This window comes from Pseudomonas sp. G5(2012) (assembly GCF_000408945.1).
In the GTDB taxonomy this organism is placed as follows: Bacteria; Pseudomonadota; Gammaproteobacteria; order Pseudomonadales; family Pseudomonadaceae; genus Aquipseudomonas; species Aquipseudomonas umsongensis.
In genome coordinates this window covers 1-26,670 of sequence record NZ_APIO01000167.1, presented here as the reverse complement: position 1 = coordinate 26,670, position 26,670 = coordinate 1, and the positions used below count along the sequence as shown (strand labels likewise).

Below are 26,670 nucleotides of genomic sequence, written 5' to 3'. Positions count from 1 at the left end.
AGGGACGCTCTGCGTTCCACTGACGACGCATGACGTGAGCCGTGCGCAATGGTGACGCGGAGCGTCACAGGATGCATTCCCACGCAGAGCGTGGGAACGATCGGCGTATTCACTTCAAGTCAGGTCGGCTGTCAGGCCGCCTCGCTTTGCTTTTGATCGCGAGCGCCCCGTTAAACCACGATGGCCCATCGCGACGACCCCTGTAGGAGCGAGCATGTCGAATCGTCGCACCGTCGCGATGGAGGTCAACGATGACGCGGGAAGCCTGACACCCCGGGGGGCTCTCAGGTTTTTCGCGAGCGAGCTCGCTCCTGCAGAAAGGGCGAAACCATAAGCAGCCGTTACCGCAGCAATGGATATGTACGCCAAAAGAATCCAGCAAAAATAGCCTGGGTGGTTTCTCCCATCGAGTACCGTCAGGCTACAAAGGCCGATACCTGGACGAGGTTGTTGTCCTGGGCTGCCGCAACAAGGTGCAAAGGCACATGCGGTTGCTCGACGGGGGAGGAGATTTCAATGCTTCCCACAATATGCACTTGTCGCTCGCTCAGTCCGGTCGACTCTAGTTCCTTTGCCTTAGCCATTCTCGCGTGGTTCGCTGCGATTTCGTTGAGAGTTGACACGTTACATCTCCGGTGACTGACCAAGCGTTTTGCTGGAGTCCTTTAGCGTTGATTGGATGGCCATCGCGTCAGTTTTATGTCGTTCGCGATGGCTAACGCGGGCCGGTGCAATCCCCACGCCAGAGAAGGCCGGGATTACCCCTGGCGATTTCATTTGCGACGAAAGGTTATCGGCCTCGGGTTAAAACACGATGCCGAGCTTTACGCCGTACTCGTCCCGGGTCTGCTTATCGAAGTCGGTTAGCTGAAATTGACCGTCCAGGTCGTATTTGAAGCGGTTGTAGTAAAGGCTGGCAATCACCGGAATCGATCCCTCCTGGTTGAACAGCCAGCTCAGTTCGACAAATGGATTGGTGGTGTCCTTGAGGTCCTGTTCCTCGCTGTCCACGTTGTGGATTTCCAGCTGCGCATCTCCGTTGATGACCTTGCGAACGCCAGCTTCCAGGCGCAAGGTTGAGGTGCTGAAGGCGTGGTTGTAGCCGGCTGCGACTTTAGCGAAGGGAGTGCGATTGGTGAGATTGATGTCGTATTTGTGGAAATCCGGGTCATAACGGTTCCACTTATAGCCTGCTCCGATCAAAACGTCGAAAAAATTGTCGGCATCCAGGGCCATCCTCCAGCCCAGGTCCAGGTCGGCCTGGCCATCGGTGACGCGTTGATGCTTTTCTTCGGAGTACTGCCCGGTGATTTCTGCCTGATACACAAGGCCGCCCCGGCCCGTCATCTTGTTGCCGAAGTTGAGGAACAGTCCTGCTTCGGGAATATGCTCGGAACTGCTGGTCCTGCGGCCTGTAAACTCCAGCTCGCTGTAGCTTCCCAGCAGGCCGACGGAAAAAACAGGGTTTTCAGAAGGTGTTGCGCCAGCGAATGAGGGGGCGACGCCCGCCAGGAGGGAGGTGACAACAGCAGCAAGACTGGTTCTATTCATGAGAACTCCATCAGCGTACTAGGGTCCGAGACGGACCTGTCACTAACAACAATAGTCGGTTTTGGTACAACGTATGACCGGTCGTCGGTGAGTTCTCGAAAAAGATGGCAATTGGCCTTGGTGTCATCTTTTTGTCGTCCATGAGTGCGACTTTGCGGGGTTGCCGTGCGGATCCTTGTCCGACGAACTGCACTTCTGCTCTTTCGATATGTGGCCAGTGCGGGCACAATGCGCATCCTTTTTTTGGCTGGCCTTGCCGGAGGCCTCGAAATGATCAAAACGCCGTACTACCTCATCGATAAGCAAAAGCTGCTGGGCAACATGGAAAAGATTGCCTACGTGCGCGAGCAGTCCGGGGCCAAGGCCCTGCTGGCACTCAAGTGCTTCGCCACCTGGTCGGTGTTTGACCTGATGCAGCAATACATGGATGGCACCACGTCGTCGTCGCTCTACGAACTCAAGCTCGGTCGGCAGAAATTCGCTGGCGAGACTCACGCCTACAGCGTCGCCTGGGCCGATGACGAAATCGAGGAGATGCTCGACAACTGCGACAAGATCATCTTCAACTCCATCGGCCAGTTGCAGCGCTACACGCAAGCGTCTGAAGGCAAGGTCCGTGGCCTGCGGGTCAATCCGCAGGTGAGCAGCTCCGATTACCTGTTGGCCGACCCGGCACGGCCGTTCAGCCGCCTGGGCGAGTGGGACCCGGTGAAGATCGAGCAGGTCATCGAGCAGATTTCCGGCTTCATGTTCCACAACAACTGTGAGAACGGTGACTTCGGCCTGTTCGACGACATGCTGTGCACCATCGAAGAGCGTTTCGGTCATTTGCTGCACAAGGTCGAGTGGGTCAGCCTCGGTGGCGGTATTCACTTCACCGGCGAAGGCTACGCGCTGGATGAGTTCTGCGCACGCCTCAAGGCGTTTTCGCAACAGTACGGCGTGCAGGTCTACCTGGAACCGGGCGAAGCGGCGATCACCCAGAGTGCGTCGCTGGAAGTCACCGTGCTGGACACTCTCTACAACGGCAAGCACCTGGCGGTCGTGGACAGCTCTATCGAAGCCCACATGCTCGACCTGCTGATCTACCGCCTGAACGCCAAGCTGGCCCCGAGCGCGGGTGAGCACACCTACATGGTGTGCGGCAAATCCTGCCTGGCCGGCGATATTTTCGGTGAGTACCAGTTCGATCGTCCGCTGGCCATCGGCGACCGCCTGTCGTTCGTCGACGCCGCGGGCTACACCATGGTCAAGAAGAACTGGTTCAACGGCCTGAAGATGCCGTCCATCGTAGTGAAACAACTCGACGGTACTGTCGAGGTGGTTCGTGAGTTCGGTTACAACGACTATATGTCCAGCCTCTCGTAAGCTGGCTGAGAAGGAGAGAGAGAAAAATTGAAGAAGAACGTACTTATCATTGGTGCAGGAGGTGTCGCCAAGGTGGTGGCCCACAAGTGCGCGCAGCACAACGACGAGCTCGGTCGTATTGCTATCGCGTCGCGCAACATCTCCAAATGCCAGGCCATCATCGACAGCGTCAAGGCCAAGGGCAGCCTCAAACAGCCCGCTGAAATCAAGGCATTCACCCTCAATGCCCTGGACGTCGAGGCGACCAAGACGCTGATTCGTGAAACCGAATCGCAGATCGTCATCAACGTCGGCTCCGCTTTCCTCAACATGTCGGTGCTGCGTGCCTGCATCGATACCGGCGCGGCCTACCTGGACACCGCCATCCACGAAGAGCCGGGCAAGATCTGCGAGACGCCACCCTGGTATGGCAACTACGAGTGGAAGCACCTCGAGGAATGCCAGCAGAAGAACGTCACCGCCATCCTCGGCGTGGGCTTCGACCCGGGTGTGGTCAATGCCTATGCGGCACTGGCCCAACAACAGTATTTCGACAGCATTGATTCGATCGATATTCTCGACGTCAATGCCGGTTCCCATGGCAAATATTTCGCCACCAATTTCGATCCGGAAATCAATTTCCGCGAGTTCACCGGGCAGGTGTGGAGCTGGCAGGACAGCCAGTGGACCAGCAACACCATGTTCGAAGTCAAGCGCACCGACGACCTGCCGGTAGTCGGTTCGCAGAACCTGTACCTGACCGGTCACGATGAAGTGCACTCGCTGTCGAAGAACCTTGGCGTGCCTAACGTACGTTTCTGGATGAGCTTCGGCGAGCACTACATCAATGTGTTCACCGTGCTCAAGAACCTCGGCCTGCTTTCCGAGCAACCGGTCAAGACCGCCGAAGGCCTGGAAGTCGTGCCGCTCAAGGTGGTCAAGGCCGTGCTGCCTGATCCGAGCTCGCTGGCGCCTGGCTACACCGGCAAGACTTGCATCGGTGACCTGGTCAAGGGCACCAAGGACGGCCAGCCGCGCGAAGTGTTCATCTACAACGTTGCGGACCACGAGCAAGCTTTTGCCGAAACCGACAGCCAGGGCATTTCCTATACCGCCGGTGTACCACCGGTGGCTGCAGCCCTGCTGGTAGCCCGTGGTGAGTGGGACGTGCAGCGCATGGTCAACGTCGAGGAGCTGCCAGCCGAGGCGTTCCTCAAGGCTTTGGACGTGATGGGCCTGCCGACCCGTATCAAGGACGAGCACGGCGACCGTGCGTGGGACTGCAACGCCTGAGGATAGGGACTTTGTGGGAGCGAGCCTGCTCGCGATGGACTGACGAGCGCTGCGTTTATTCAGTAAACCAGCGTCATCGTTAACGACCATCGCGAGCAGGCTCGCTCCCACATTGGATCAACTGCGCAGATTCGATCAGTGGCGATCCAGCCACACCGTCTGTGCATTGCAGAATTCGCGCACGCCAAAGTGCGAAAGCTCACGGCCGAACCCGCTTTTCTTCACCCCGCCAAAGGTCACGCGCGGGTCACTGGCGCAGTAGCCATTGATGAAGACCCCACCGGTTTCCAGTTCGCTGGCCATCTGCTGGGCCTGCTCGACATTGCCGGTATAGACGGTTGCCGCCAGACCGAACTCACTGTCGTTTGCCAGTTCCAGCGCATGCGCTGCGTCACGAGCGGTGATGATCGAAGCGACCGGTCCAAACAGCTCCTGTTTGAATGAAGTCATCTGGTCAGTGACCCCCGCCAGCACCGTAGGCTCATAGAAGTTGCCCGGGCCTTGGGCTTTCTTGCCGCCCAGCAACAAGGTCGCGCCTTCCTCCAGGGTGTCGCGCACCTGTTGATCAAGTTCATCGCGCAGATCGAAGCGGGCCATCGGGCCGATGTACGTCTCGGCGGACAGTGGATCACCGACCACCAGTTTGCGCGTGGCGTCGACAAAGCGCCGGGTGAATTCCTCGACTATGCCTTGCTCGACAATCAGCCGCTTGGCCGCCGCACAGACTTGCCCGGTGTTCTGGTAGCGACCGATCACGGCCGCCTGGACGGCGTCGTCGAGGTTGGCATCATTGAGCACGATGAATGGATCGGAACCGCCCAGTTCCAGCACGCACTTCTTCAGTGCCGCACCCGCCTGGGCGCCGATGGCCATGCCGGCTCGCACACTGCCGGTCAGGGTGACGGCGGCGATGCGTGGGTCGGCGATCGCCTTGGAAACGCCGTCCGGCGTGACGTTGATGACCTCGAAGACACCCTCGGCAAAACCCGCTTGCTTGAAGGCGTCCAGCAGCAGGTAGGCACTGCCCATCACATTGGGCGCGTGCTTGAGCACGTAGGTATTGCCGGCCAGCAGGGTCGGGACCGCACCGCGCAGCACTTGCCAGATCGGGAAGTTCCACGGCATGACCGCGAGGATCGGGCCCAGCGGGCGATATTCGATGCGCGCCTTGTTGCCTTCGACCAGGGTGGGTTCAGCGCTGAGCATGGCCGGGCCGTGTTCGGCATACCAGTCGCAGAGCTGCGCACATTTTTCGATTTCACCGCGGGCCTGGGCGATCGGCTTGCCCATTTCCAGGGTAATCATGGTGGCCATGGCCTGGGCGTTGTCGCGCAATGCCTGGCCAAGGGCAATCAATCGTTGCACGCGTTGTGCAACCGGTTCGCGGCGCCAGGCGCGGAACCCGTTGGCGGAACGCGACAGGGCCGCGTCCATTGCCGCTGCGGATTCGAAAGGATAGTGGCCGATCTGTTCACCGGTCGCCGGGTTGATCGAAATGGCGTGGGTAAGGCTGGATATGTTGGTCATGGCACCGTCCTGCGGGGTAAGAATGGGCTCAGGTTACGGTGCTGTATGTTTTCTTGAAACTGAATAATAATGAGCGTCTTGTTCACGTTTGGAGAATGAATTGGACCTGGTTCAGCTCGAGATTTTCAAGGCTGTCGCCGAGCACGGCAGCATCAGCGTCGCCGCGCAGCACATTCATCGGGTGCCTTCGAACCTGACCACGCGGATCAAGCAACTGGAGCAGGATCTGGGTGTCGACCTGTTTATCCGCGAAAAAAGCCGCCTGCGCCTGTCGCCAGCCGGCTGGAGCTTCCTCGACTACGCCCGACGGATTCTCGACTTGGTCCAGGAGGCCCGCGCCACGGTGGCCGGCGAAGAACCCCAGGGTACATTTCCCCTGGGATCCCTGGAGAGCACCGCAGCAGTGCGGATTCCCGAACTGTTGGCGGCTTATAACCAGCAGTACGCCAAGGTCGAGCTGGACCTGTCCACCGGACCTTCCGGGACCATGATCGACGGGGTGCTGGCGGGCCGCCTGACCGCCGCGTTTGTCGATGGCCCGGTGCTGCACCCGGCGCTGGAAGGCGTACCGGCATTCGAAGAAGAAATGGTGCTGATTGCACCGCTCAACCACAGCCCGATCCATCGCGCTCAGAACGTGAACGGCGAAAATATCTACGCCTTCCGCTCCAACTGCTCCTACCGCCATCACTTCGAAAGCTGGTTCGCCAACGACGCTGCAGTGCCGGGCAAGATCTTCGAAATGGAGTCCTACCACGGCATGCTCGCCTGCGTCAGCGCCGGTGCCGGCCTGGCCCTGATGCCGCGCAGCATGCTGCAGAGCATGCCCGGCTGCAGCACGGTCAGCGTCTGGCCATTGTCGGAATCGTTCCGTTATTTGCGCACCTGGCTGGTTTGGCGCAGGGGCACGGTGTCGCAGAGCCTGACCATGTTCGTGCGCTTGCTGGAGGAGCGGTGTGAAGCGATGAGTTAGCGGTAAGCGGGGCTGGAATGCGGAGGGCGTGTTCAAAGAAAATTGGTTGGCGCCAGCGGGCGCCATTGCACTGGCCCGAAACGCCTCCACGCCTGCGCGCTCCTGACAAATGCTGGTAGCGGGGTTTGCTCCAGACCCCATAGGGTGACTCGTTCTGGCGGATGATAATGCAGTTGTGATTTGGCGCCCTCGTTAACCATCAACCCCCTGCGAGGGAATTTGCAGAAAACCACGAGGGCCTGAGGGGGGCAGGGCGCTGAAGGTCGAGGTTCAGCGCCCTGGCAGTTTTTTGTCATCTTCAGACTTCGTTAAGAAATCCCTTTGATACTTCTCCCAATTGATCCGGGGGAGGTGTTTTTTTCATGTCCGAATTCAACTGGAATGTGCAGTTGCCGCTGTATTTCGGCCAAGCCGAAACACCGCCAATGAGTCTCCTCAGGGCTTTGCCCGGCGACGAGCAGCGGACCGTCTTCGAAGGCTTCATCCAGCAACGTTTTCGCAAAGCCCACGGCGCCGACATCCGTCATTTCATGCCAGAGCTGTTTGGCATGAACGACGCGTACGGTGCCTTGTGCGCAGTGGCTGGCGTGCGACTGGCAGACACACAACCGCTGTTTCTGGAGGGCTATCTGGACGGGCCGATCGATCCGCTGATCAGTGCCACGGCGGACCGGACCGTGGAGCGATCCGCCATCGTCGAAGTCGGCAATCTGGCGGCCGCCGACACGGGCAGCGCGCGCATGAGCATCATTGCGATGACCTATGTGCTGGCCATGGGCGGCCTGGAGTGGGTGGCGTTCACCGGCAATATTGGCCTGGTGAACAGCTTCCATCGCCTGGGTTTGAAGCCGGTGACACTGTGTGCCGCCGATCCTGCGCGCTTGGGCGAGGACCGCCATGCCTGGGGCAGTTACTACGAAAGCAAGCCCTGGGTCCACGTTGGCAATATCCGCAGTGGGTTTATTCATTTACGCAATATAGGTCTGTTCAGTCGACTGGGTTTGCCTTCGTCCATCGAGGGGTGTTGCCATGTCGCCTGAAGTGGAGCGTTTCAAACGGACACTGCGCGATCATGCCGCTCGCAAGGGCGATGACATTGCCTTGTGGGGCGATCAGTTGAAACTGGACTACGCCACCCTGTACGCCGAAGTGATCGAGCGACAGCAGCGACTGCGCGATGAACACATCAAGGTGCTTGCCCTGGCGTTGGACAATGGTGTCGAGGCGATGCTCTGGGACCTGGCTGCGTTGTTCGAAGGCTTGACGTGTGTCGCGTTACCGCCTTTCTTCAGCCCGACGCAGCGCAGTCATTGCCTGGAACAGAGCCAGGCCGAAAGCGTGATCGCTGAACCGCAACAGACAGCCGAACTGCAAGCGGGCGGCTATGAAAAATCCGGCGAGTTCTGGCGCCGTACCTTCAGTGGCTCGAACCGGATGCCCGAAGGCACCGCCAAACTGACGTTTACCTCCGGCACCACGGGGACACCCAAAGGCGTGTGCTTGAGTGCCGACAGCATCCTGCGAGTCGCCCGCGAACTGGATCAGGCCAGTCGAAGCTGCCATCCGCAGCATCATCTGGCGCTGCTGCCGCTCGCCATTTTGCTGGAGAACATCGGTTGTTATGCCGCGTTGTATGCCGGCGCGACCTTGAGCCTGCCCAGCCAGAAAACCCTCGGGATCCAGGGGGCCAGTGGCGTGGATGTGCCGCAACTGCTGGCGTGCCTGGCGAAACGATCGCCCCAGAGCCTGATCCTGGTGCCGCAGTTGCTGCTGATGCTGGTCAGCGCGGCCGAGCAGAAAGCCTTCGACCCACAGCACCTGCGTTTTGCCGCCGTGGGTGGCGCACGGGTTTGCGAAGATCTGTTGCATCGAGCCCAACGTGCAGGCGTGCCGGCTTACGAGGGTTACGGATTGTCGGAATGTGCGTCGGTGGTGTGCCTCAATACACCGCAAGCCTGCCGTCCTGGCAGTGTCGGCCGCCCCTTGCCCCATGTGCAGGTTCGCCTGGCCGACGACGGCGAAGTGCTGATCAAGGGCTCGACCCTGCTGGGTTACCTGGGGGAGGCACCGCACGCTGATGAGTGGTGGCCCAGCGGTGACCTCGGTGAGTTCGACGAGGAGGGATTCCTCTACCTCAAGGGCCGCAAGAAACATCAGTTCGTCACCAGTTTCGGGCGCAACGTCAACCCCGAATGGGTCGAAGCCGAACTGACCCAGCGCCGTCATATCGCCCAGGCCTTCGTCCATGGCGAAGCCCTGCCGGGCAACCATGCATTGCTCTGGCCGCACCGTGCGGACTGCTCGGACGAGCAATTGGCCGCCGCCGTGGCCGAGGCAAACGAGGCCTTGCCCGATTACGCCCGGGTCCAGCACTGGACCCGTCTGGAACAACCCTTCACCTTTACAAATGGCCTGCTGACAGCCAACGGTCGACCACGCCGCGACGCCATCGTCGAGCGATACCGGGCGCAGCTGACTGAGTCGGTACTATTCGAGGAACCCGCATCATGAGCTTTTTCGACACCCTGCAAGAGGCCACCCACCAGGAGCGCAGTACGCTGTTCAATCTGCCGATCATCGTCGATGCCCTCGAAGGCAAGGTCAGCCTGGAGAGCTACCGGGCCTTTCTGGCCCAGGCTTACTACCACGTGCGCCATACCGTGCCGTTGATGATGGCCTGCGGTGCACGCCTGCCGTCACGCCTGGAGTGGCTGCGCGAAGCCGTGTGCGAGTACATCGAGGATGAATACGGCCACGAACAATGGGTACTCGATGACATTCAGGCCTGTGGCGGCGACAAGGAGGCGGTGCGCGGCGGCCAGCCGTCGTTGGCCATCGAACTGATGGTCAGCTTTCTCTACGACCTGATTGCCCGGGGCAACCCGGTGGGGCTGTTCGGCATGGTCAATGTGCTGGAAGGCACCAGCATCGCCCTGGCCACCCATGCCGCCGGCAGCATTCGCGAACGTCTGGCCCTGCCGCAAAGCGCCTTCAGCTACCTCGATTCCCATGGGTCGCTGGACATCGAGCATATGCAAACTTACCGCCGACTGATGAACAAACTGGACGACCCTGGCGATCAGGCCGCCGTCATTCACGCCTCCAAAGTGGTTTACCGGCTTTACGCCGACATGTTCCGTGGCCTGCCACACGACGGGGAGAACCCGCATGCGTCTGTCTGAGACTCGCGTGGTACTGACCGGTGCCAGCGGCGGCATTGGCCTGGCGATCACCACCGCCCTGTGCGCCAGTGGCGCCACGGTGCTGGCCGTGGCCCGACATCGGGAGGCGCTGGAGCACTTGCTCGAACGCTATCGGGACAGGCTGTTCTGGGTGGGCGCCGACCTGACATTGCAGGCCGACCGGCGCAAGGTGCTGGCCGCCGCCGAAGCCTTGGGCGGGATCAACCTGCTGATCAATGCGGCCGGGGTCAACCACTTCGCCATGCTCGAACAGCTCGAAGACAGCGAAATCAACGCGACGCTGGCGGTGAACATCAGCGCGCCAATTTGCCTGACCAAAACCTTGCTGCCACTGCTCAAGCAGGCGGACAGCGCCATGGTGGTGAATGTCGGCTCGACCTATGGCTCGATTGGCTATGCCGGTTACGCCAGTTATTGCGCGAGCAAATTCGCCCTGCGCGGGTTTTCCGAAGCCCTGCGCCGGGAATTGGCGGACACCCGGGTCGGTGTGTTGTACGTTGCACCGCGCGCCACCCATACAAGCATGAACAGCCCGGCGGCGCAGGCCTTGAATGACGCTCTCAAATCCAGCGTCGACGACCCGCAGACCGTCGCCTCGGCGGTCATCCACGCCATCGCCGGCGACCGCCGCGACCTGTACCTGGGCTGGCCGGAGCGCTTCTTCGTGCGCCTCAACAGCCTGTTGCCCAACCTGGTGGATCGGGGCCTGCGCAAGCAATTGCCGCTGATTCGCCGCCTGAGTCAAAAACCAGACAACGAGAACCTCGAGCCATGAAAAAATTTGCCGCGTATTTGCTGTTGGGAGCCTTGAGCCAGAGCGTCTGGGCCCTGGACGCCGCCGACCAGCAACGTCTTAATGGCATCCAGCAAAGCTGGGCGCATATTCAGTACGAGTTGCCAGAGGAGCAACGCACCGCCGCCTTCGAAAAGCTCGCCACCCAGGCGGCAGCGTTTACCCAGGAGCGCCAATCGGTGGCTGAGGCCTGGATCTGGTCCGGCATCGTCACCAGCAGTTGGGCCGGCGCCCAAGGGGGGCTCGGAGCCCTTGGCAAGGTCAAGGACGCGAAGCAATATCTGGAAAAAGCCCTGACCCTGGACCCCAAGGCCTTGCAAGGTTCGGCCTACACCAGCCTCGGCGCGTTGTATGATCGTGTGCCGGGATGGCCCATCGGTTTCGGTGACTCGGACAAAGCCGAGCAATTGCTCAAGGTCGCTTTGCAGATGAACCCCAATGGCATCGACAGCCTGTACTTTTGGGGTGATCACCTCTACCGTCAAAAGCGCTACGCTGAGGCCAGGGCAGCATTGCAAAAGGCCCTGTCGGCCGCCCCTCGGCCAGGGCGGGAAACCGCCGATGCCGGGCGTCGCAAAGAGATCGAAACACTGCTGGTGGATGTGAACAAGAAACTCGGCTGACAGGAGTCCGCGTGCGTTTACTACTGATTGAAGATGACGTGGCCCTCGGTGAAGGGATTCATCAAGCCCTGGAGCGCGAAGGTTATACCGTCGACTGGTTGCGCGATGGCAGCAGCGCCTTGCATGCATTGCTCAGCGAAACCTTTGACTTGGCATTGCTTGACCTTGGCCTGCCGCGCATGGACGGGCTCGAAGTGCTGCGGCGCCTGCGCGACAGCGGTTCGAACCTGCCGGTGCTGATTCTCACGGCCCGGGATGCCACCGAAGACCGCATAGCCGGGCTCGACGCCGGGGCTGACGATTACTTGATCAAGCCTTTCGATTTAGCCGAACTCAAGGCGCGCCTGCGGGCGCTGTTGCGGCGCAGTGCCGGCCGCGCACAGGCGTTGATCGAGCACGCTGGCATCCGGCTCAACCCTGGCACCCAGCAAGTCAGCTACCAGGGCGAACCGGTGGCGCTCACGCCCAAGGAGTATCAGCTGCTGCATGAACTCCTTTCGCCCCCGGGCCGGGTCATGACCCGCGACCATTTGATGCAGTTGCTCTACGGCTGGAACGAAGAGGCTGAAAGCAACACCCTGGAAGTGCACATCCATCACCTGCGCAAGAAATTCTCCACCGACCTGATCCGTACCGTTCGCGGCGTCGGTTATCTGGTGGAGGAGCGTCGGTGACGTCGATCCGCCGTCGTACCCTGACGCTGATCATCGGCCTGATGCTCGCGGGCCTGGGTGTGATCAGCGCCTTGAACCTGTACGACAGCCATCACGAAATTGCCGAAGTCTACGACGCCCAACTCGCGCAAAACGCGCGATTACTGCAAGGCGTGTTCCGCATGCCACTGGCCAGCAAGGAACACGCCGAGTTGTACCAGGCGTTCAACGAGGCCCTGGGCGAAGCGGTGCCCAGGGGTGACGGTCATCCCTATGAAAGAAAAATTGCCTTCCAGGTCTGGAATCCCCAGGGCGAAGTGCTGGTGCACACTGCCAGCGCTCCCTCTTTCACTGCTGCCCCCTCTACGCCCGGCTTTAGCGATGTAGTGGACCTGAATAACCGCCACTGGCGCGCGTTCCTGCTGGAGGACAAGCAGAATCACCTGCGAATCTGGGTCGGTGAGCGGGATGACGTACGGGCGGACCTGGTCGACCGGATCGTGCGTCATACCCTTTGGCCCAACGTGTTGGGCAGCCTGTTGCTCGCGGTGATGGTCTGGCTGGCCATCGGCTGGGGCCTCAAGCCGCTGGCAAATATGGCGGCGACCCTGCGCGCACGGCACAGCGGTTCATTGGAGCCTTTGCACCTGTCGCCACTGCCCAGCGAACTGGAGCCCATGCAAGCGGCGCTCAACCGCGTGCTCGCGCAGATCCAGGAAGTTCTGGGGCGTGAGCGACGGTTCATCGCTGACGCCGCCCACGAAATGCGCACGCCGCTGGCGGTGCTGAGGGTGCATGCCCAGAACTTGATGGAGGCGGAGAGCGAGGAGGAGCGCCGCGCATCACTGGAGCACCTGATCGCCGGCGTGGACCGTACCAGCCGACTGGTCAACCAATTGCTCACGATGGCGCGCATCGAACCCCAGGCAGCCATTCGACCACCGGAATACATTGACCTGGAGGCCACGGTTCGCGACAGCCTGATTCAGTTGACGCCCTGGCTGTTGGGTAAAAACCTGGAACTGGTGTTCGATGTCAGCGGCGACGTCAGCCAGGTCAGAATCGATCCCGCTGCCATCGACATTGCGTTGAACAATCTGGTGACCAATGCGGCGAACTTCTCGCCTGTGCACGGGGTGATCACCGTAAGGCTGGCCAAAACAGAACAGGGCTATGAATTGTCCGTGGAGGACGAGGGGCCGGGGATCAAGGAAGAGGACCGTGAGCGGCTGTTCGAACGATTCTACAGCCGGGCAAATGACGAGGGAGCAGGCTTGGGCCTGACCATCGTTCGGGCCATCGCGGATCGCCTGGGCGGGCAGGTCAAACTGGAGAATCGCTTAGAGGGGGGATTGCGCGCTTCGTTGGAAATTCGGCGCTTTTGACCTTGCCATGGACATGACGCAAAGTGCCCAGGTTACTCAGAAGAGCAACCACGCAAAAAAGCTTTGCCCCACCACTTGGTGCCTCGCTAAGGCTCGGCATGCGCCCAAATCTAACGCCAAAGCGAGGCGGCCTTAAAACCGACCTGACTTTTTCAGATATCCGCAATCCACTGTGGGAGCGAGCCTGCTCGCGAAAAATGTCCAGACAACGCGTTCATCCAGACAGGGCGCGTTATCGTTGACGTCCATCGCGAGCAGGCTCGCTCCCACAGGGGATCGGCGACAGACCTGCACTCAGTTCGACTTTAAGGCCGCCTTGCTTTTGCTTTGGCTTTTGATTTTCTTGCCCTATATCAGTGGCTGGTTGGCTGACCATTTCGGCTCGCGCCTGGTCTTCAGTTCGGCGATCGTCCTGTTCATCCTGTTCGTATTGCAGCGTGCACCCGCCAAGGATTAGCGCGGTGCGTGGGTTCTCCTGTCCTGGACCCTGAAACTCAAGTGCACGCAGGTGCCCTGTTTTTCATCGATTATCAGGCTCGCATCGCCGCCAAAGCTTTCCATGATCTGCTTCACCATGATAAATCCGATACCCAGCCTACCTTGTCGGGTGGTGTAGAACGATTTGAAGGCCATCATTTGCTGTTGCCGGGAAGATCCACCTCCGGTGTCGCCAATGGTCAGGTGCAGCCATTGATGGGCATCATCCAGGCGAGCCACGATGCTCAGTTTTCCTGCCGTCGGCATCGCTTCCATGGCATTGGCAATGACGCTGCCTAAAATCTGCGAGAGCAGCAGTGGATTGCTGATTACCCAGGGCGTGGGTTCATTTTTGAACTCGACCTGGATTTTCGATTGACTCAGTTGTGCGCTGAAACTGTTGAGTGTGAGTTGTATCATCTCCATCGGATCCACCCGTTGCGCCTCCCCGCGGATCGGACCCAGGCACAGGAGCAATTCCTGCACCCATCGCGACATCCGCTCCACCTGACTAATAATATCGTCGAGCTGCTTCTTTGCAGGCTGGCCCTGAATGTCATTTGCCAATTCCGCACTTGAGCGGATGCAGGCCAGAGGATTACGCAGGCTATGGGCGACGGCAGTGGACATTTCGCCCAAGCCAACGTAGGTCTTGTTGGCAACGACTTGAGCCTCTTGCGAGGCCAACTGGATCGATGTTCGTCGGGCAATCCAGTAAATCCCGAAGTAAACAAGCAGGCCACCCATGGTGGACAACCAGATGATCCAGTGACCGTGGTTCAGGCGTTCAATCAGGTCGATGGGCTCCCTGTAGATTTCAACCACCGCCAGAATATTTCCCCGGTCATCGACCAGAGGGATGTAGCTTTCGATGAAGAACTTTTTCGGGGGGTACAGGAATTTTTGTTCACTGCGGTCCGCAGCGACATTGCTGTATTTGGTGGATATCCGTTCTTTGGAACTGAATGCCTGTTCAAGCTCGTCATTCAAAAATGCTCGGCCAACCAGCTTCTGGTTGGTTGACCAGACCACTGTTCGATTTGGGGAATAGATATTGATCAAGAGCGAGTTCGGAAGATGCGCAAGATAGTCCAGGAACTCGAAGCTGGCGGGCTGTGCGCTTTGTTTCTTTTCTTCTGGTATCGCCTGGTGTCGAGCGTAGGTGAGCACCTCCCCGATCTGTCTACCCGCCAGCCCGTGGTGACGTATCTCACCTTTGGCAATGGTCTGGATGAACTGCGCTGTTATCAGCGCATCGCGTTCAAGGCTTTCGGCGACCAAAAATCTTGTCGACCACGAACCCACCCCGAAAGCGATCACGCTGATCAGTACGAAACTGACGATCGAAAACCAGCGCAGGAGATTGAATTGTTGAGTGGGTGCAATCGCGTCAACGGTTCCAGGGAGAAAGCGTTTATACAGCACGTCGATTGCAGGCATAGGGAGTACTCCTGGGTATGCTGCTTTTCAGCAGCTTCAACCTCTCAAGCAAGCCTTGGGTGAATAGCAGCATCCATGCCAATGCAACGCTGCGCTTGGGCGGTGCATCTTTCAGCCATTTCTCCAGGAAGAACGCCGGTGCGAAGCGGGTATTACCCCCCCCATATATGGGGGTAGGTTCCCCGGGGCGAGTAATAGCGGTTGCGCTATTGGCGGGGGCTGATCAATCACTTGACGGGCGTTCGCCGGATATCAACCCGCGAATGGCGTTAATGGCGCGTTCGCGTGCGCTGGCGAGCAATTGCGGGGAAACCAAAGGCGCTTGCAAAAGCCCTTGTGGCAGGGGCATGACGCCAAGCGCGATGTGCGCCTGTTCGAATTGTCGTTCGCGCCTGATCAATCCGCCCGACACGAGCTTGAAATAGAACCTGCTGAAGCCCTCCTGCTGCTTGGGCGTGCCACGTACCCCCGTTGTCCGGTCGATGACCCCCAGTCGTTGCTCCAGTGAGTGGCGAAGCCGGGCCTTGCCCTTGCGTTGGATGGGCAGCGGAAATACCGCTACCGGACGCCCGGTCATGCAAGCCTCTGTGAGCATTGAAAGGCTGTCGCCGGTGACGATAAATCCATCCGCCAGGGCGAGAAATGCAGGGTAGGGATTGTCTTGCGTCTCACCGAATCGATACGCCCAGCATGGAACGTCAATGGCAGACAGCAACGCGTCGGTGGTTGTCGCCGATGAGCGCGGGCTGGTCGATAACAGGATCGAGCCACCCAGGGCCTTGACCGCGGCATTGGCTTCACGGCCAAGTCGAACTTCTGATTCCGTGTCCATGCAATAAGGTGCGGCACTGGCTCCCACGAGGACGGCGATCCAGGGGCGAGGCAGCGAAGTGAAGCGCTGTCGCCATCGCTCCAGTTGCGCCTGATCCAGCGTACGCGGATTCATGTACGGGGCAGGGAGGTCCACTACGTTGTCTGCCAGGGCAAGCCCATATTGCGGGGTCGACAAGACCAGGTCGAAGCGCCACAACGGGAGCTGGGCACGTCCCACATGGGCCAGTTTTGCCGTGCCCTTGGAGCGATGCTTGATCCATTGGGCAACCTGGGCGCAGCGCCGTCCTGCGCTCAATACCAGGTCTGGCCAGGGCGCGCTCAGGCCCGGGACTGCCCGTATGGGCAACCGGGTGCCCAACAGGGCGTCGAGCAGATAAGGGCGTGGGGGTGTGGTGATCTGTTTGCATTCGTAGGGCCAACCCAGTGCGTCGGCCATGGCTATCAGCTGTGCATTGTCGCCGGCATGTTGACTCAGTAGCACCCAGACCTTGGGGTTTTCGGCCGCTTTGCGCCGTAATGCATAGTCCGCGACGAAGCGTTGCGTGTGGCCTTTTTCGTCCACGCAATCAAGCTGCCAGCAACGATCCGGATAGCGCCGCGCGATGCGCCGCAGCAGTCGTCGCCAGCCGCTGACAGAGCTGGTCATCGAACCATCACCGCTGAGCCTTGCGTGAATATAAAGCAATCGGGAAGCCTGGTTGAACAGGCGATCCATGACCCAGGGCAAGTCTTCCGGCGGCAGCTTTTCAAGACCCTGGGCCGCGATGAAATCCTGGGGAGGTAAATCGACCTGGCGAAGCTGCTCGATATCCAATTGCCTGACCGTTGGGCCGTGCGCCTCCGTGGGTTGCCAGCGCCCGATCAATCCGAGATTCGTACACTGCAGCTTGCGACTGAGCAGCCTGGCATCTTGCGGGATAAGCGCCGGTAGAGTGGTGGCTTCCCGACTGCAGTGGACGAATCGCGGACTGGGCTGTGCTGCCGTGTAGAGCTCATACCCACTGGCGTCCGCCGCTTCCTCAAGGCTGAGAAAAATTTCCGCGTAGGGATGAATCTGATAGCTGTATTGCGCCGGCAGAGGTCTCCAGGGCTGTAGATGCAGCGTCGTGTAATGCAGCAACCGGGACTCGCCGTGTTTGTATTCCAAGTCCCGAGCATGCCAGATGGCATCCAGAACGCCGAAGCAGCCCGGTATCTCGGAGGCGAGCGCATGCAGCTTTTTTTTGCTGGTCGTGGTGGCTGCTTGCATGTTCCAGCAGCAGCGCATCCGTTCGCAGTCGATGAGCATGACGGCCGTTTCCCTGGGCGCGAGCGCCAGATAGCCGTGCTCGCCCATCGGTTGGTCGAACAGCTCGGCCGGGTCGGCGGTGTAGAGTTGATCGACGTCGTTGTACAGCGCGCGACCGTGGCGCCCCGCCAGGTCCGGGATAGCGAAGCGGTAATTGGTAAAGCCGGTGCGCCAGCCCGCCTGGTTGAAGCCGGGCAGGCCCGTCATGCGGTAGACCTCATAACGGCGGTCCGGGTTGCGCACCTGTTCCAGCGCATAGACAAACATGCGCTCAGCGCGATATTGGGCAGGTTCGGTACCCAGGAATATGCGCACGGCAGGTGCCTGCGGTGCCCCGGCTCGGGCTGCCAAGACGATCGGCTCGATGCGCGGTATCGCGATGTGTTCCCCAATGTCCCCTGGGGTAGCGGGGTCATAGGTACCGATGCTTGAGGACGACTGTGCTGAACCCTCCAGGCGCATGGGCGTTTCCTCGGAACATTAATCTCCACAGCATAGAGCGAAATACGCAAGTCGAGGATAAAGTTTGCGTGCGGTGTTTTTTTGAATCGAGGCGATGGGCGGGTGTCGAAAGGTTTAACTCAGCGAATGGATTGTTCTAGTCTTCCAACCAAGTCTTTAAATGATCGCAGGGTCCTGCTCGTTCAAATCCTTAAATGGGAGCCCGGGAGAAATGGGTCTATTCGAACAACGCACCCGTACAGCTGCAATCTTGTTGAGCGCCGGCCAAGGACGACGGCTTCTTCCCTATACGACGAACACCCCCAAGTGCCTGATCGAGGTCGGTGGGCAGCGGGTCATAGAGTGGCAGATCGATGCTCTGATGGCCGCCGGGATAAGCCGGATCACCGCGGTCATCGGCTATGGCGCAGAGCAGGTCGAACGGGTGCTGAACGAACGTTACGGGCCTGGCGTCATTTCCACGATCTACAACCCGTTCTTTGAAGTTGCCGATAACCTGGCCAGTTGCTGGATGGCTCGCCAGATCATGCATGACGATTTCATCCTGCTCAATGGCGATACGTTATTCGACCACCCAGTCCTGGAGCGATTGCTTGATGCACCTGCCAGGGCGATTACGCTCGCGGTCGACAAGAAACTGGCGTACGACAGCGACGATATGAAAGTCCAACTGATCGGTGATCGAATCAGCGCCATCGGTAAACTGATTCCGCTCGATCATGTCGACGGGGAGTCTATCGGCATGATGCATTTTCAGGCCGGTGGAGGACCACTGTTTCGTAGTGCGCTGGAAGACAGCATGCGACGTCCTGAAGCCCTGCAAAGGTGGTACTTGAGCATCATCGATCACCTCGCAGGGACTACCGGGCAAGTGTTCGCGCAATCCATCGAAGGATTGGGCTGGGCTGAGCTGGACTTTCCTGCCGATCTCAGGGCTGCGCAGGCACTGGTCAGGCCCTGGGTATGCCGCAAGCAAGGGACGGCAATTACCCTCGCGGAGGGAGAGTAGGGCTGCTCCTGAGGTTGGGGTTTCAAGCTCGTCTATCGACCAGGCGGGCAGTCACAATGAGACTCGATGCTGGGCTCAAAGGTGTCGCGCAAGGCAGAATATTCCCAGCGTTCGACGGTGACGCGCCTTGTTCGTTTGTCCAGATGGATTCGATTGAACGAATTGGGGGCATTGCCACGTAAACGTGACGAGAGGGTCGTTCCCGCCTGCACCCCCCAGATTTCCTTGGACAATGCGCCGTATTGCGTGCTGAGTGCCAGCACATAGGGAAGATGGATGTGCCCCCCCATCACCAAGTCGAGCCCGGACGAGGCCCAGCGTTCCAGTGCAGCCCTTGCACCGATCTGCAGATTGCGTTGGTCGCTGGCGACGATTGCGCCGAACGGCTGATGAGCGACGACGATGCGCAATTTTTGCGGATCGCATTTCTGTAGCCGTTCAGCCACTTCCTCGACTTGCCGGGCAGTGACCTTGCCATCTTTTCGGCGTGCCGGGTGGGTTGTGTTCAAGCAAATGATCAAGGCATCGTCATTCTCGAAAACGGGTGCGAGGTTGCTGTCGATGTACTTGTAATAATTCCCGTAGGGTGAAAACAGGCGCGCGAACAGGTTGAACATGGGGATATCGTGGTTGCCGGGGATCGTCAGGACTTGCGGTATTCCATAGCCCTTGATGCGGTTGATGAATGCCTGCGCCGAGGCGAACTGCCCGCGCCGGGCGCGCTGTGTGATGTCCCCGGAGAATAAGACCAGGTCGGCGCCGTGGGCCTGGACGTGCGTTTCAAAGGCTTGCATGACGGGGAGCTGTTCGGTGCCGAAATGGGTATCGGAAATATGCAGGAGACGGGTCATCGTTGCTGGACATCCTCTATACCCGACAGGGCTTGGCGCTTGATTTGTCGTCCGTTGGTGCCACTGACCACGTTCTTTTCCACGTTCATGGGGCGCCTCCATCGTTCGCATTGCGAGCAGCAACTTCTTCAGCGAAGCCGGCGGCTTTTGAGCAGGCGCCAGAGCAATGGCCAGCCGAAGAGCAGTGGAAAACGACGCAAGCGATGGGTCACGACGACAGGCTCACCCAAGTGGCGTTCCAGCTTCCATATGAGGTAGTCGACACCGTTTTCGAAGGTGAAAAAGGATTTGACCAGCCGCGCCACGTTCAAGGTTCTTCCCTGGACCCGCCGCCATTTCCACAGACGTTCATTACCTCGACGCGTGGCCATCGGGCAAAGGTTGCGATAACTGTCTTCTGCGCCCGCACAGGCCGCCATTTGCGTCACCGCAGGCGCGGCTGCCCGGGTGATGCGCGAATAATAGTCCATGTCATGCCTGACGAGCTGCCTGGGGCGATCAGCTGACTCGGGACGCAGCTCGGTCCGGTAGGTCAGCGACAATGATCTCTCCCACAGGGTGAAACTGTCGAATCGATCCGGCAGAGTGGCGACACAGCGACCCATCAGGGTCATCACGGCTTGAGCCAGGGCGAAATGGATACGCTTGCGCGTTAACTCGTCCTTGCAATAAACCAGCCGGCAGGGCTGGGCGAAGCGGGCCCAGAGGTAGCTTTGAAACCACGAACCGGTACCCGCCTCGAAGTCCTGCAGCGACAGGATGGCGCATTTGGCATGGAGTATTTGCCCATCGGCCGCCACAGCCCTGACGAGGATCACCGTGGGTGGCAGCCAGGCATTGGCAAGCTGCTGCAAGCGCGTGTGATGAGCGTGAGCGTAACTATCGACCAGCGCATACACATCGACCATGCCATCGGTGAGATCGCCGTTGCGCAGGCATGAACCGTAGACCAGCAGCGCCACCAATGCATCGCCCAAGCGTGTGTGCAATGCCTGGACAATTGCCTGCACCTCTTCGGGCATCGGCTGCGTGCACTGCTCCCTGACCTGTTCAAGCAGCTTCGCAGGGGGCGGCGGGCAGGCTTCATGCATCATTGAGGCCCGAGCGGGGCGCGAACATCCGCACGATCAAGCGGTCGCGTTCAGCGCTCATGTCGATTCGACTGAGCCAGGGCTGCGGCGGCTGGCCTCGGTGCTTCAAGACAAGGGCGGACATCGTGCGCACCCCCAGGATCAGCGTCGAGACGCAGGTCCAGACGGCCACCCAGATCAACGCCGTGTCATGGGCATCGAACGCCCATAAGCTGGTCAGTATGAGCAAGTTGGGGTTGCGCCGCGCGGTGATCAGCCGGTTGAGTGAGTCGAAGGGGCGCCAGAGAAACAGCGAAAAAGGCGCGGCCAGCTTGAACGCACCTTCGCAAACCCTGCCTGCGATATAGCCCAGGCAAATGGCCCAGAGCACAGGCTCGAGGGGTATGGCCGAGTCCCAGGTCGCCTCGTAGCCCACTCCCCAGGCGATGTACCAGAGCGGCGGGTGAATCAGGTCCAGGCCATGGTCGAAAAGGTTTCCGAAGCGCGTGGAGGTCACGGTGACGCGTGCCAGCTTGCCATCCACCGTATCCAGGAACGTCATCAACCAGCCGGCCAGCAGGCCCGCGCCAAATAATCCATGCCAGAACAGAAAGCCTGCGGCGATGGCCAGGACATAGCTTGCTGCCGTGACCTGGTTGGGACTGAGCCCCAGCCGCACGCACCAGACGGTGGCCCAGCGAGCAGGGACAGGCCAGATCGCCCGGGTGATGAAATCGGTGACGCCCTTGTAGGAGCCGTTGAACAGAGACTTCTCAAGATGCGCCTGGTTGGCGGCGGTGATTTGCGCGACCCAGGGAGGATCGAATTTGCGCAGTTGCGTCTGCATCGCGGTGGCCACGGTGCCGGGAACCACTTTGCGTAATCCGGCGACGGCGTCAGTGTCCAGGCTGGGCAAGTGGGCGAGCCGCTCGACACTGGCGTGGGCGGCGACAATGGTGCCGGTGCGCGGGTCCTGTAGCGCGATCTCAGGCGTTGCCAGCAGCCCCTGGAGCACGCGGTCGTCGTAAAGGTAATCCTCGCGCAGCAGGACCACCTCGCCTTGTGCCGGCAACGGATCGTTCGCATTGCACAGATGGGCGTTGGGAAACTTTGCGAGCATACGGCCCACTCGCTCCCTGGAGGTCAGTCCCCACAGCCGCACCGGGCAGCTGCAGATCAGGTATACGGGAGTCTTCATTGTTGGTTGCGCCTGCGCCGAATCACATTGATTGAAGGAGCGGGCGCCAACGCCCTGTCCATTGAACAGCATGACGGTTTCAACGACTGCCCCGGTCCAGATACGCCACGATCACAATAGCCACTGCGAGCAAGACCAGGGCCGGCCCCAAAGTAGTGACCAGGATGTTCATTTTTAGCAGTAGACCGAGGTTTACGATGATCTGATTACTTACATAGACCATTAACCCGACTAGCGCACCCAAAGCCAGCCGTGCACCCAGGTTGGGCGAGCGCGGTTGTGCGAAGGCAAACGGGATGGCGAACAGGATCATCGCCAGGGTCAGGATCGGTCGCCCGAGCTTTTGCCACATCGCCATTTCATATTGTGCCGAGGGCTGGCCCGAGCCTTTGAGGTACGCGATGTAACGGTAGAGCTGGCGGGCAGACAGGCTTTCGGTCGGCAGCGTAATGTCGCCCAATCGCGCACTGCCAAAAATCGAACGCCAGGGCATTTGGTCGAGTTGTTGCGTCGTTTCAGCGCCCTGGTCCCACTGTTTCACCTGGACATTGTTCAAACGCCACTGGCCTGCGTCCAATATGTCCGCCGTCTCGGCAAAGATGTAGGAAACCAGTGAGCGGTCGTTATCGAACCTGAAAATCTCAATATTGACCGGCAACCGTTTGTGCGCAAGATTGCCAATACGGACGATCTGATCGTCCTGTCGAGCCCAGACACTGCCTTGATCGTTGCTCGCCTGCGCACCGGCGGCGATGGCTTCGTTGCGCAGCTCCAGGCCATTTTGCTGCAGGGGAGAGGCCACCCACTCATCCAGCGCCGCCCATGACAGCGCTAGCGCGAGACCGGCCACTGTCGCCGTGAACCCGATCCGGGCAATCGACAGCCCGGTGGCGCGCATGACCGTCAGTTCCCGGGTGGCTGACAATTGCCCCAGCGCGGCAATGCCACCCAGCAGGGCGATAAAGGGGCCAAGCTCGACGACACGGCGCGGCAGCGTCAGGAACACGACTTCGATGGCCTGGCTCAACCGATACCCGCCGGGCGCCACGTCGTCTAATTCACCCACCAGGTCGAGGGTGGTGAACAACGGTAGCAGCAGCGCTGCCGCGGCCGCAAAACCGAAGAACACATGGCGAGTTATGTAGCGATCGAGGACTTTCATCGGTAGCCGAACCGAAAGTTTGCCAGGTCGCGCGCCAGGAAAACCAGCAGGGCCAGGCTCATCAGCAGCGGCACTGTCCACAAGCCCGGATACAAGGGCAGGGTACTGTTGCCCACCATCGTCTTGCAGATGTCCGCTGCGTAGTAGATCACCGCGAAGACGGCGGTCACGGGCAGCAGGGTCGCAAACCGTCCCTGCCTGGGCTGGGTACGGCTTAACGGAATGGCGAGCAATGCAAGGACCATGGCGCTTACACCCCGCGTCTGGCGCCATTGCAATTCAGCTTTGTCCGAGGGCGCGCTGGAAGCCTTCAGCACTTCGTTGGGGGCGGCCTTGCGCTTACCCTCGGCGGCCCGTTCGATGGGTAGCAAGTGCAGTCGCATATGCTCGAACTTTTCCGAAATGTCCCGAGAAGCACTGTGCTTGAGCAAATAGGAATGGCCTTGCGTCAACTCCACGATCGGATCGTCTGGGTTCGGATCCAGGATCCTCGCCTGCCTGGCGCGAAATACACGGGTTTTCGAGTCACCCGGGTCATAGATCAGCACATCGTGGAGCCGGCCATCAGTCCGGTCAATGCGTTCTGCCAGGATCATCCTGCCGTTTTCATTGTTCAGGTTGAACCGTTGTGCCTGCAGATGATTGACGTCCAGGTCTGTTCGCGATTGCTGTTCCAGCACATAGGCCTGCGTATAAGCCCAGGGGCGCCCGTAGAGCGAAAGCATGGCCACCGCCAGCGAGATCGGAATGGCCAGCAACAGGACGGCCCGATAGATCCGCAGCGGGCTTGCACCCGAAGCGGCTATCGCAATGATTTCAGAATCATGGCAAAGACGTCCCACCGCCAGGGTCACCGAGGCATACAACGCCACCGGCACTAGCATTTCGAGGGCAATCAGTACCTTGTAGAACACCATCTCCAGTACCGCTTGCAAGGCGAGAGTGCCCTCGACGGCGTCAGCGAGATACCGCTCTACCGAATAACTGGCAAAGATGAACACCAGGATGCTGACCATCACGATCACCGGCCGCCGGATCTCGGCGATCACGTAGCGTTCGATCAGGAACATGCCCTGGATCCCGGCCGGTCGCCTTGCCCATGCCGCGCTGGGGCGATTGAGCATTCCTGCCGCCAGGATCCATCAGGTATCGCTCGGTATCGATTGATTTCTCTGGGCATGAATTCTCTCCACCATTTGATAATCCAGCGGCGAATCGACATCGATAGCGGCCTCCGGGAAGGGCATGACCACCGCCCCGAGACTCACCCCCAACCGGTTGGAAAGCTGTTGCAGCGCTTGTTCCAGGGTCAATCGACCCAACAAATATCGCAGTACTCCCTCGACGCCCAGAGCGCCGGCGATCACCCGCCTGGGATGCTTGCGATCGTGTTCGACCCGTTGCCAGTAGCTGGCGAGACGTCGCGCGTCCTCGGTCATGAAGGCGAACAGGTTGCTGCCGCAATAAGGACCGCCGCGAAGCCGGATGCTGGTGCGCCGGGTGCCTGGAAAACCCGCCAGCACCGTGTCCAGCGGCGTTACCGCCACCACAAAGTCATGGCCGCCTGAAGTCGCTTGCGCAAGGAAATAGTCGACGATCTGCGGACTTAGCAGTGCATGATCCGCCGTGGTCACCAACACGGGACTGTCTGCGGGTTGACGCGCCAGCGCCAGCGCCGCGCTGGCGCTGGGGGAGTTGGCAGGTTCCAGCCAACTGATGCTGGCGCAGTCCAGCAGTTGCGCCAACGAGGCTTCTTGCGCCATCAAATTTTGCGCAGGCCCCACGAGTACGATCCGGTCGATCCGGTCACTGGCCGCCAGCGCCTCGACGACTCGACGAACCATGGGAACCCCGGCCACCGGCGCCAATGCCTTGCAGCAAGTCCCGGCCACGGCAGCAACGGGATCGGCCGGCCCCCGGTCAGCAGCCAGGACCAGCGCGGTGAACGGCCTGACCTCAAATGTGCTTTTCATAGATCCGGTAGCGCTTGTAGGCGGTGGCGCCGATTTGTTCGAGAATCTTGCGCATCACCGCATTCGATTCCAGGATCCACGACATTTCCAGGGCTTCTATGCCGCGCTTGACGAAGGGCGGCTTGAGCGCTTCGATCAACAGCAGGGCGAGTGCAGGCCCCAATCGGCTGAACTGGTAAGCCTGCTTGACGCCCATCAGGGGCACGCGTGCAGTCCGCGCGCCTTTGACGTAAAGCCGCCACAGCAGGCGTATCCAGCCAAAGGGCAGCAAGCGCCCGTCGAGCGAGGCGATCGCCTCGTTGATGTTAGGCATGGCCACGATAAACGCGCAGGGCTCGCCATCGACTTCGGCGATGTACAGCAAGTCCTTGGGGACCAGCAGCCTCAATTGGCTGCCAAGCTCGTAGAATTCGGATTCGGTGAAGGGGACGAAACCCCAGTTGCGGCTCCAGGCGTCATTGAAGATTTCCCGCAGGATGCGCATGTCCCGCCGGAACTGACGCGGGTCCAGCGGCCTGATCACCACGCGCTTTCGCTCGCGCGCCATCATCGCAGACAACGCTGGCGGGAAATGCAATTGATCGGTGCGCATCCAGTAGGCGAGCAAATCCTTGGCTTGCCGGTAGCCAAGGGCGGCGAGCCTTTGGTCATAAAAACGCTGTCCGTGGCCCATCATGGCGGAAGGGGGATGATCGAATCCCTCTACCAGCAAGCCGCTTTCCTGGTTGATGGTCAGGTTGAAGGGGCCCGTGATGCGTGCAGCGCCATGTTCGCGCAGCCAGGCTTCTGCCGCTGCGAACAGGCTGTCGAATACAGCGGGATCGTCCACGGCTTCCAGCATTCCGAAGTGCCCTGAATCATGGCCGTGTAATTGCCGGTGAAGGCTGTCGATCTGTGCGGTGATCCGCCCCACCACTTCAGTTCCCGACCAGGCCAGCCACGCCTGCCACGTCAGGTGAGGGGAGGCTGGATTCTTTTGCGAAAGGAGTTCATGGCGCTCGTAATGAATCGGTTCGATCCAGCAAGGATCGTTGCGATACAGGGTGCCGGGGAAACTGATGAATGTCTTGAGGTCCAGGCTTGTGAGGACGGGTCGCGTAATGATTGGCAACTTCTTATTGATCATCGTTGGCCACAAAAGTCCGAAGCAGTTGAACTCGTATCCCTTTCTTAGTACCTCAGAGAGCGTAGCTGAAGTATTGGCGTAGGGCGTACGTGCAGAAAACAAGGGTGCCAGTGATCCAGTAAAAGCTCGGTAATCCGTGTAATGCTGTTCACTTTAGGTTTGGGGGTTGCAGGTGCATGTTTGGATTGGGTGTATATCCGTTGTTGCGGTAACGCCTACTTAGGGTTTCGCTTTTACTGTTGGAGCCAGGCTTGCCGGCGAAGGCGTGCTGGCAGACGATAATTGTCTTTCAGGTGTACATATCCGTTGCTGCGGTAACGACCACCTAGGGTTTCGCTTTTACCTGTAGGAGCCAGGCTTGCCGGCGATGGCGTCCTGGCAGGCGATAATTGTCTTTCATGTGTACATATCCGTTCCTGCGGTAACGGCCAC

At 59.8% G+C, this 26,670-nt stretch carries 24 protein-coding genes; 12 read left to right on the top strand and 12 right to left on the bottom strand.

Annotated elements, in window-relative coordinates; translation table 11 throughout:
* Window positions 1-416 precede the first annotated feature (416 nt).
* Window positions 417-623, bottom strand: a complete 207-nt coding sequence (locus PG5_RS31340; RefSeq protein ID WP_033044665.1) for a hypothetical protein — start codon at window positions 621-623, stop codon at window positions 417-419.
* A gap of 181 nt (window positions 624-804) precedes the next feature.
* Window positions 805-1,551, bottom strand: coding sequence for a hypothetical protein (locus PG5_RS31335; RefSeq protein WP_020801091.1), 747 nt, complete (start codon window positions 1,549-1,551; stop codon window positions 805-807).
* A gap of 270 nt (window positions 1,552-1,821) precedes the next feature.
* On the opposite strand from PG5_RS31335, the gene PG5_RS31330 reads away from it, so the two are divergent.
* Both PG5_RS31330 and PG5_RS31325 read left to right on the top strand, forming a co-directional pair.
* Window positions 1,822-2,919: a carboxynorspermidine decarboxylase gene (locus tag PG5_RS31330; RefSeq protein WP_020801090.1), complete on the top strand. Its 1,098-nt coding sequence runs from the start codon at window positions 1,822-1,824 to the stop codon at window positions 2,917-2,919.
* Window positions 2,920-2,946: 27 nt separating this feature from the next.
* On the top strand, window positions 2,947-4,191 hold the full coding sequence (locus tag PG5_RS31325; RefSeq protein ID WP_020801089.1) for a saccharopine dehydrogenase family protein: 1,245 nt from the start codon (window positions 2,947-2,949) through the stop codon (window positions 4,189-4,191).
* A 135-nt stretch (window positions 4,192-4,326) separates the two neighbouring features.
* On the opposite strand, the gene PG5_RS31320 is transcribed toward PG5_RS31325, so the two are convergent.
* A complete protein-coding gene (locus PG5_RS31320; protein WP_020801088.1) occupies window positions 4,327-5,718 on the bottom strand; it encodes an aldehyde dehydrogenase family protein in 1,392 nt (463 codons plus the stop codon).
* Window positions 5,719-5,818: 100 nt separating this feature from the next.
* Between PG5_RS31320 and PG5_RS31315 the strand changes: the two genes are divergently transcribed.
* From PG5_RS31315 to PG5_RS35105, 9 genes are all read left to right on the top strand, one after another.
* Window positions 5,819-6,691, top strand: a complete 873-nt coding sequence (locus tag PG5_RS31315) for a LysR family transcriptional regulator (RefSeq protein ID WP_020801087.1) — start codon at window positions 5,819-5,821, stop codon at window positions 6,689-6,691.
* 362 nt (window positions 6,692-7,053) lie between these two features.
* Window positions 7,054-7,731, top strand: a complete 678-nt coding sequence (locus PG5_RS31310) for a thermostable hemolysin (RefSeq protein WP_020801086.1) — start codon at window positions 7,054-7,056, stop codon at window positions 7,729-7,731.
* Window positions 7,721-9,202 (top strand): AMP-binding protein, encoded by a 1,482-nt coding sequence (locus PG5_RS31305; RefSeq protein WP_020801085.1) that lies wholly within the window; start codon window positions 7,721-7,723, stop codon window positions 9,200-9,202. Before PG5_RS31310 ends, PG5_RS31305 begins: the two co-directional genes overlap by 11 nt.
* Window positions 9,199-9,873, top strand: coding sequence for a TenA family transcriptional regulator (locus PG5_RS31300; protein WP_020801084.1), 675 nt, complete (start codon window positions 9,199-9,201; stop codon window positions 9,871-9,873). Before PG5_RS31305 ends, PG5_RS31300 begins: the two co-directional genes overlap by 4 nt.
* Window positions 9,860-10,669 carry an SDR family oxidoreductase gene (locus tag PG5_RS31295; RefSeq protein WP_020801083.1) on the top strand — a complete coding sequence of 270 codons (810 nt, stop codon included), beginning with the start codon at window positions 9,860-9,862 and terminating at the stop codon, window positions 10,667-10,669. The genes PG5_RS31300 and PG5_RS31295 overlap by 14 nt, the downstream gene beginning before the upstream one ends.
* Window positions 10,666-11,310, top strand: a complete 645-nt coding sequence (locus tag PG5_RS31290) for a tetratricopeptide repeat protein (protein WP_020801082.1) — start codon at window positions 10,666-10,668, stop codon at window positions 11,308-11,310. Before PG5_RS31295 ends, PG5_RS31290 begins: the two co-directional genes overlap by 4 nt.
* Before the next feature lie 11 nt (window positions 11,311-11,321).
* A complete protein-coding gene (locus PG5_RS31285; RefSeq protein ID WP_020801081.1) occupies window positions 11,322-11,984 on the top strand; it encodes a response regulator in 663 nt (220 codons plus the stop codon).
* The gene (locus PG5_RS31280) at window positions 11,981-13,348 is read left to right on the top strand and encodes an ATP-binding protein (RefSeq protein ID WP_020801080.1); all 1,368 of its coding nucleotides are present in this window, start codon (window positions 11,981-11,983) and stop codon (window positions 13,346-13,348) included. Before PG5_RS31285 ends, PG5_RS31280 begins: the two co-directional genes overlap by 4 nt.
* Window positions 13,349-13,670: 322 nt before the next feature.
* Window positions 13,671-13,805 carry a hypothetical protein gene (locus PG5_RS35105; protein ID WP_256229651.1) on the top strand — a complete coding sequence of 45 codons (135 nt, stop codon included), beginning with the start codon at window positions 13,671-13,673 and terminating at the stop codon, window positions 13,803-13,805.
* Here the strand turns inward: PG5_RS35105 and PG5_RS31275 are convergent.
* Both PG5_RS31275 and PG5_RS31270 read right to left on the bottom strand, forming a co-directional pair.
* On the bottom strand, window positions 13,802-15,265 hold the full coding sequence (locus PG5_RS31275) for a HAMP domain-containing sensor histidine kinase (protein WP_020801078.1): 1,464 nt from the start codon (window positions 15,263-15,265) through the stop codon (window positions 13,802-13,804). The genes PG5_RS35105 and PG5_RS31275 overlap by 4 nt on opposite strands.
* A gap of 223 nt (window positions 15,266-15,488) precedes the next feature.
* Window positions 15,489-17,849, bottom strand: coding sequence for an ELM1/GtrOC1 family putative glycosyltransferase (locus tag PG5_RS31270; RefSeq protein WP_020801077.1), 2,361 nt, complete (start codon window positions 17,847-17,849; stop codon window positions 15,489-15,491).
* A gap of 211 nt (window positions 17,850-18,060) precedes the next feature.
* On the opposite strand from PG5_RS31270, the gene PG5_RS31265 reads away from it, so the two are divergent.
* On the top strand, window positions 18,061-18,858 hold the full coding sequence (locus PG5_RS31265; RefSeq protein ID WP_020801076.1) for an NTP transferase domain-containing protein: 798 nt from the start codon (window positions 18,061-18,063) through the stop codon (window positions 18,856-18,858).
* Window positions 18,859-18,890: 32 nt separating this feature from the next.
* Here PG5_RS31265 and PG5_RS31260 read toward each other — a convergent pair whose 3' ends face one another.
* From PG5_RS31260 to PG5_RS31230, 7 genes are all read right to left on the bottom strand, one after another.
* Window positions 18,891-19,709: a metallophosphoesterase gene (locus PG5_RS31260; protein ID WP_020801075.1), complete on the bottom strand. Its 819-nt coding sequence runs from the start codon at window positions 19,707-19,709 to the stop codon at window positions 18,891-18,893.
* A gap of 128 nt (window positions 19,710-19,837) precedes the next feature.
* Window positions 19,838-20,803, bottom strand: coding sequence for a hypothetical protein (locus PG5_RS31255; protein WP_141195472.1), 966 nt, complete (start codon window positions 20,801-20,803; stop codon window positions 19,838-19,840).
* Window positions 20,793-21,977, bottom strand: a complete 1,185-nt coding sequence (locus PG5_RS31250; RefSeq protein WP_042955924.1) for a CDP-alcohol phosphatidyltransferase family protein — start codon at window positions 21,975-21,977, stop codon at window positions 20,793-20,795. The genes PG5_RS31255 and PG5_RS31250 overlap by 11 nt, the downstream gene beginning before the upstream one ends.
* Window positions 21,978-22,056: 79 nt before the next feature.
* Window positions 22,057-23,139 carry an LPS export ABC transporter permease LptG gene (gene lptG, locus PG5_RS31245; protein WP_020801072.1) on the bottom strand — a complete coding sequence of 361 codons (1,083 nt, stop codon included), beginning with the start codon at window positions 23,137-23,139 and terminating at the stop codon, window positions 22,057-22,059.
* Window positions 23,136-24,263, bottom strand: a complete 1,128-nt coding sequence (lptF, locus tag PG5_RS31240) for an LPS export ABC transporter permease LptF (RefSeq protein ID WP_020801071.1) — start codon at window positions 24,261-24,263, stop codon at window positions 23,136-23,138. Before lptF ends, lptG begins: the two co-directional genes overlap by 4 nt.
* An 18-nt stretch (window positions 24,264-24,281) precedes the next feature.
* Window positions 24,282-25,112, bottom strand: coding sequence for an NTP transferase domain-containing protein (locus PG5_RS31235; protein ID WP_020801070.1), 831 nt, complete (start codon window positions 25,110-25,112; stop codon window positions 24,282-24,284).
* On the bottom strand, window positions 25,096-26,238 hold the full coding sequence (locus PG5_RS31230) for a hypothetical protein (RefSeq protein WP_020801069.1): 1,143 nt from the start codon (window positions 26,236-26,238) through the stop codon (window positions 25,096-25,098). The genes PG5_RS31235 and PG5_RS31230 overlap by 17 nt, the downstream gene beginning before the upstream one ends.
* Window positions 26,239-26,670: the final 432 nt, after the last annotated feature.

What these genes read in the sequence shown, in the direction of transcription:
- PG5_RS31335 (WP_020801091.1), bottom strand. Translation starts at nt 1,551, where the DNA reads ATGAATAGAACCAGTCTTGCTGCTGTTGTCACCTCCCTCCTGGCGGGC.
- PG5_RS31330 (WP_020801090.1), top strand. Translation starts at nt 1,822, where the DNA reads ATGATCAAAACGCCGTACTACCTCATCGATAAGCAAAAGCTGCTGGGC.
- PG5_RS31320 (WP_020801088.1), bottom strand. Translation starts at nt 5,718, where the DNA reads ATGACCAACATATCCAGCCTTACCCACGCCATTTCGATCAACCCGGCG.
- PG5_RS31310 (WP_020801086.1), top strand. Translation starts at nt 7,054, where the DNA reads ATGTCCGAATTCAACTGGAATGTGCAGTTGCCGCTGTATTTCGGCCAA.
- PG5_RS31305 (WP_020801085.1), top strand. Translation starts at nt 7,721, where the DNA reads ATGTCGCCTGAAGTGGAGCGTTTCAAACGGACACTGCGCGATCATGCC.
- PG5_RS31300 (WP_020801084.1), top strand. Translation starts at nt 9,199, where the DNA reads ATGAGCTTTTTCGACACCCTGCAAGAGGCCACCCACCAGGAGCGCAGT.
- PG5_RS31295 (WP_020801083.1), top strand. Translation starts at nt 9,860, where the DNA reads ATGCGTCTGTCTGAGACTCGCGTGGTACTGACCGGTGCCAGCGGCGGC.
- PG5_RS31290 (WP_020801082.1), top strand. Translation starts at nt 10,666, where the DNA reads ATGAAAAAATTTGCCGCGTATTTGCTGTTGGGAGCCTTGAGCCAGAGC.
- PG5_RS31275 (WP_020801078.1), bottom strand. Translation starts at nt 15,265, where the DNA reads ATGCCTGCAATCGACGTGCTGTATAAACGCTTTCTCCCTGGAACCGTT.
- PG5_RS31270 (WP_020801077.1), bottom strand. Translation starts at nt 17,849, where the DNA reads ATGCGCCTGGAGGGTTCAGCACAGTCGTCCTCAAGCATCGGTACCTAT.
- PG5_RS31265 (WP_020801076.1), top strand. Translation starts at nt 18,061, where the DNA reads ATGGGTCTATTCGAACAACGCACCCGTACAGCTGCAATCTTGTTGAGC.
- PG5_RS31260 (WP_020801075.1), bottom strand. Translation starts at nt 19,709, where the DNA reads ATGACCCGTCTCCTGCATATTTCCGATACCCATTTCGGCACCGAACAG.
- PG5_RS31255 (WP_141195472.1), bottom strand. Translation starts at nt 20,803, where the DNA reads ATGATGCATGAAGCCTGCCCGCCGCCCCCTGCGAAGCTGCTTGAACAG.
- PG5_RS31250 (WP_042955924.1), bottom strand. Translation starts at nt 21,977, where the DNA reads ATGAAGACTCCCGTATACCTGATCTGCAGCTGCCCGGTGCGGCTGTGG.
- lptG (WP_020801072.1), bottom strand. Translation starts at nt 23,139, where the DNA reads ATGAAAGTCCTCGATCGCTACATAACTCGCCATGTGTTCTTCGGTTTT.
- lptF (WP_020801071.1), bottom strand. Translation starts at nt 24,263, where the DNA reads ATGCTCAATCGCCCCAGCGCGGCATGGGCAAGGCGACCGGCCGGGATC.
- PG5_RS31235 (WP_020801070.1), bottom strand. Translation starts at nt 25,112, where the DNA reads ATGAAAAGCACATTTGAGGTCAGGCCGTTCACCGCGCTGGTCCTGGCT.
- PG5_RS31230 (WP_020801069.1), bottom strand. Translation starts at nt 26,238, where the DNA reads ATGATCAATAAGAAGTTGCCAATCATTACGCGACCCGTCCTCACAAGC.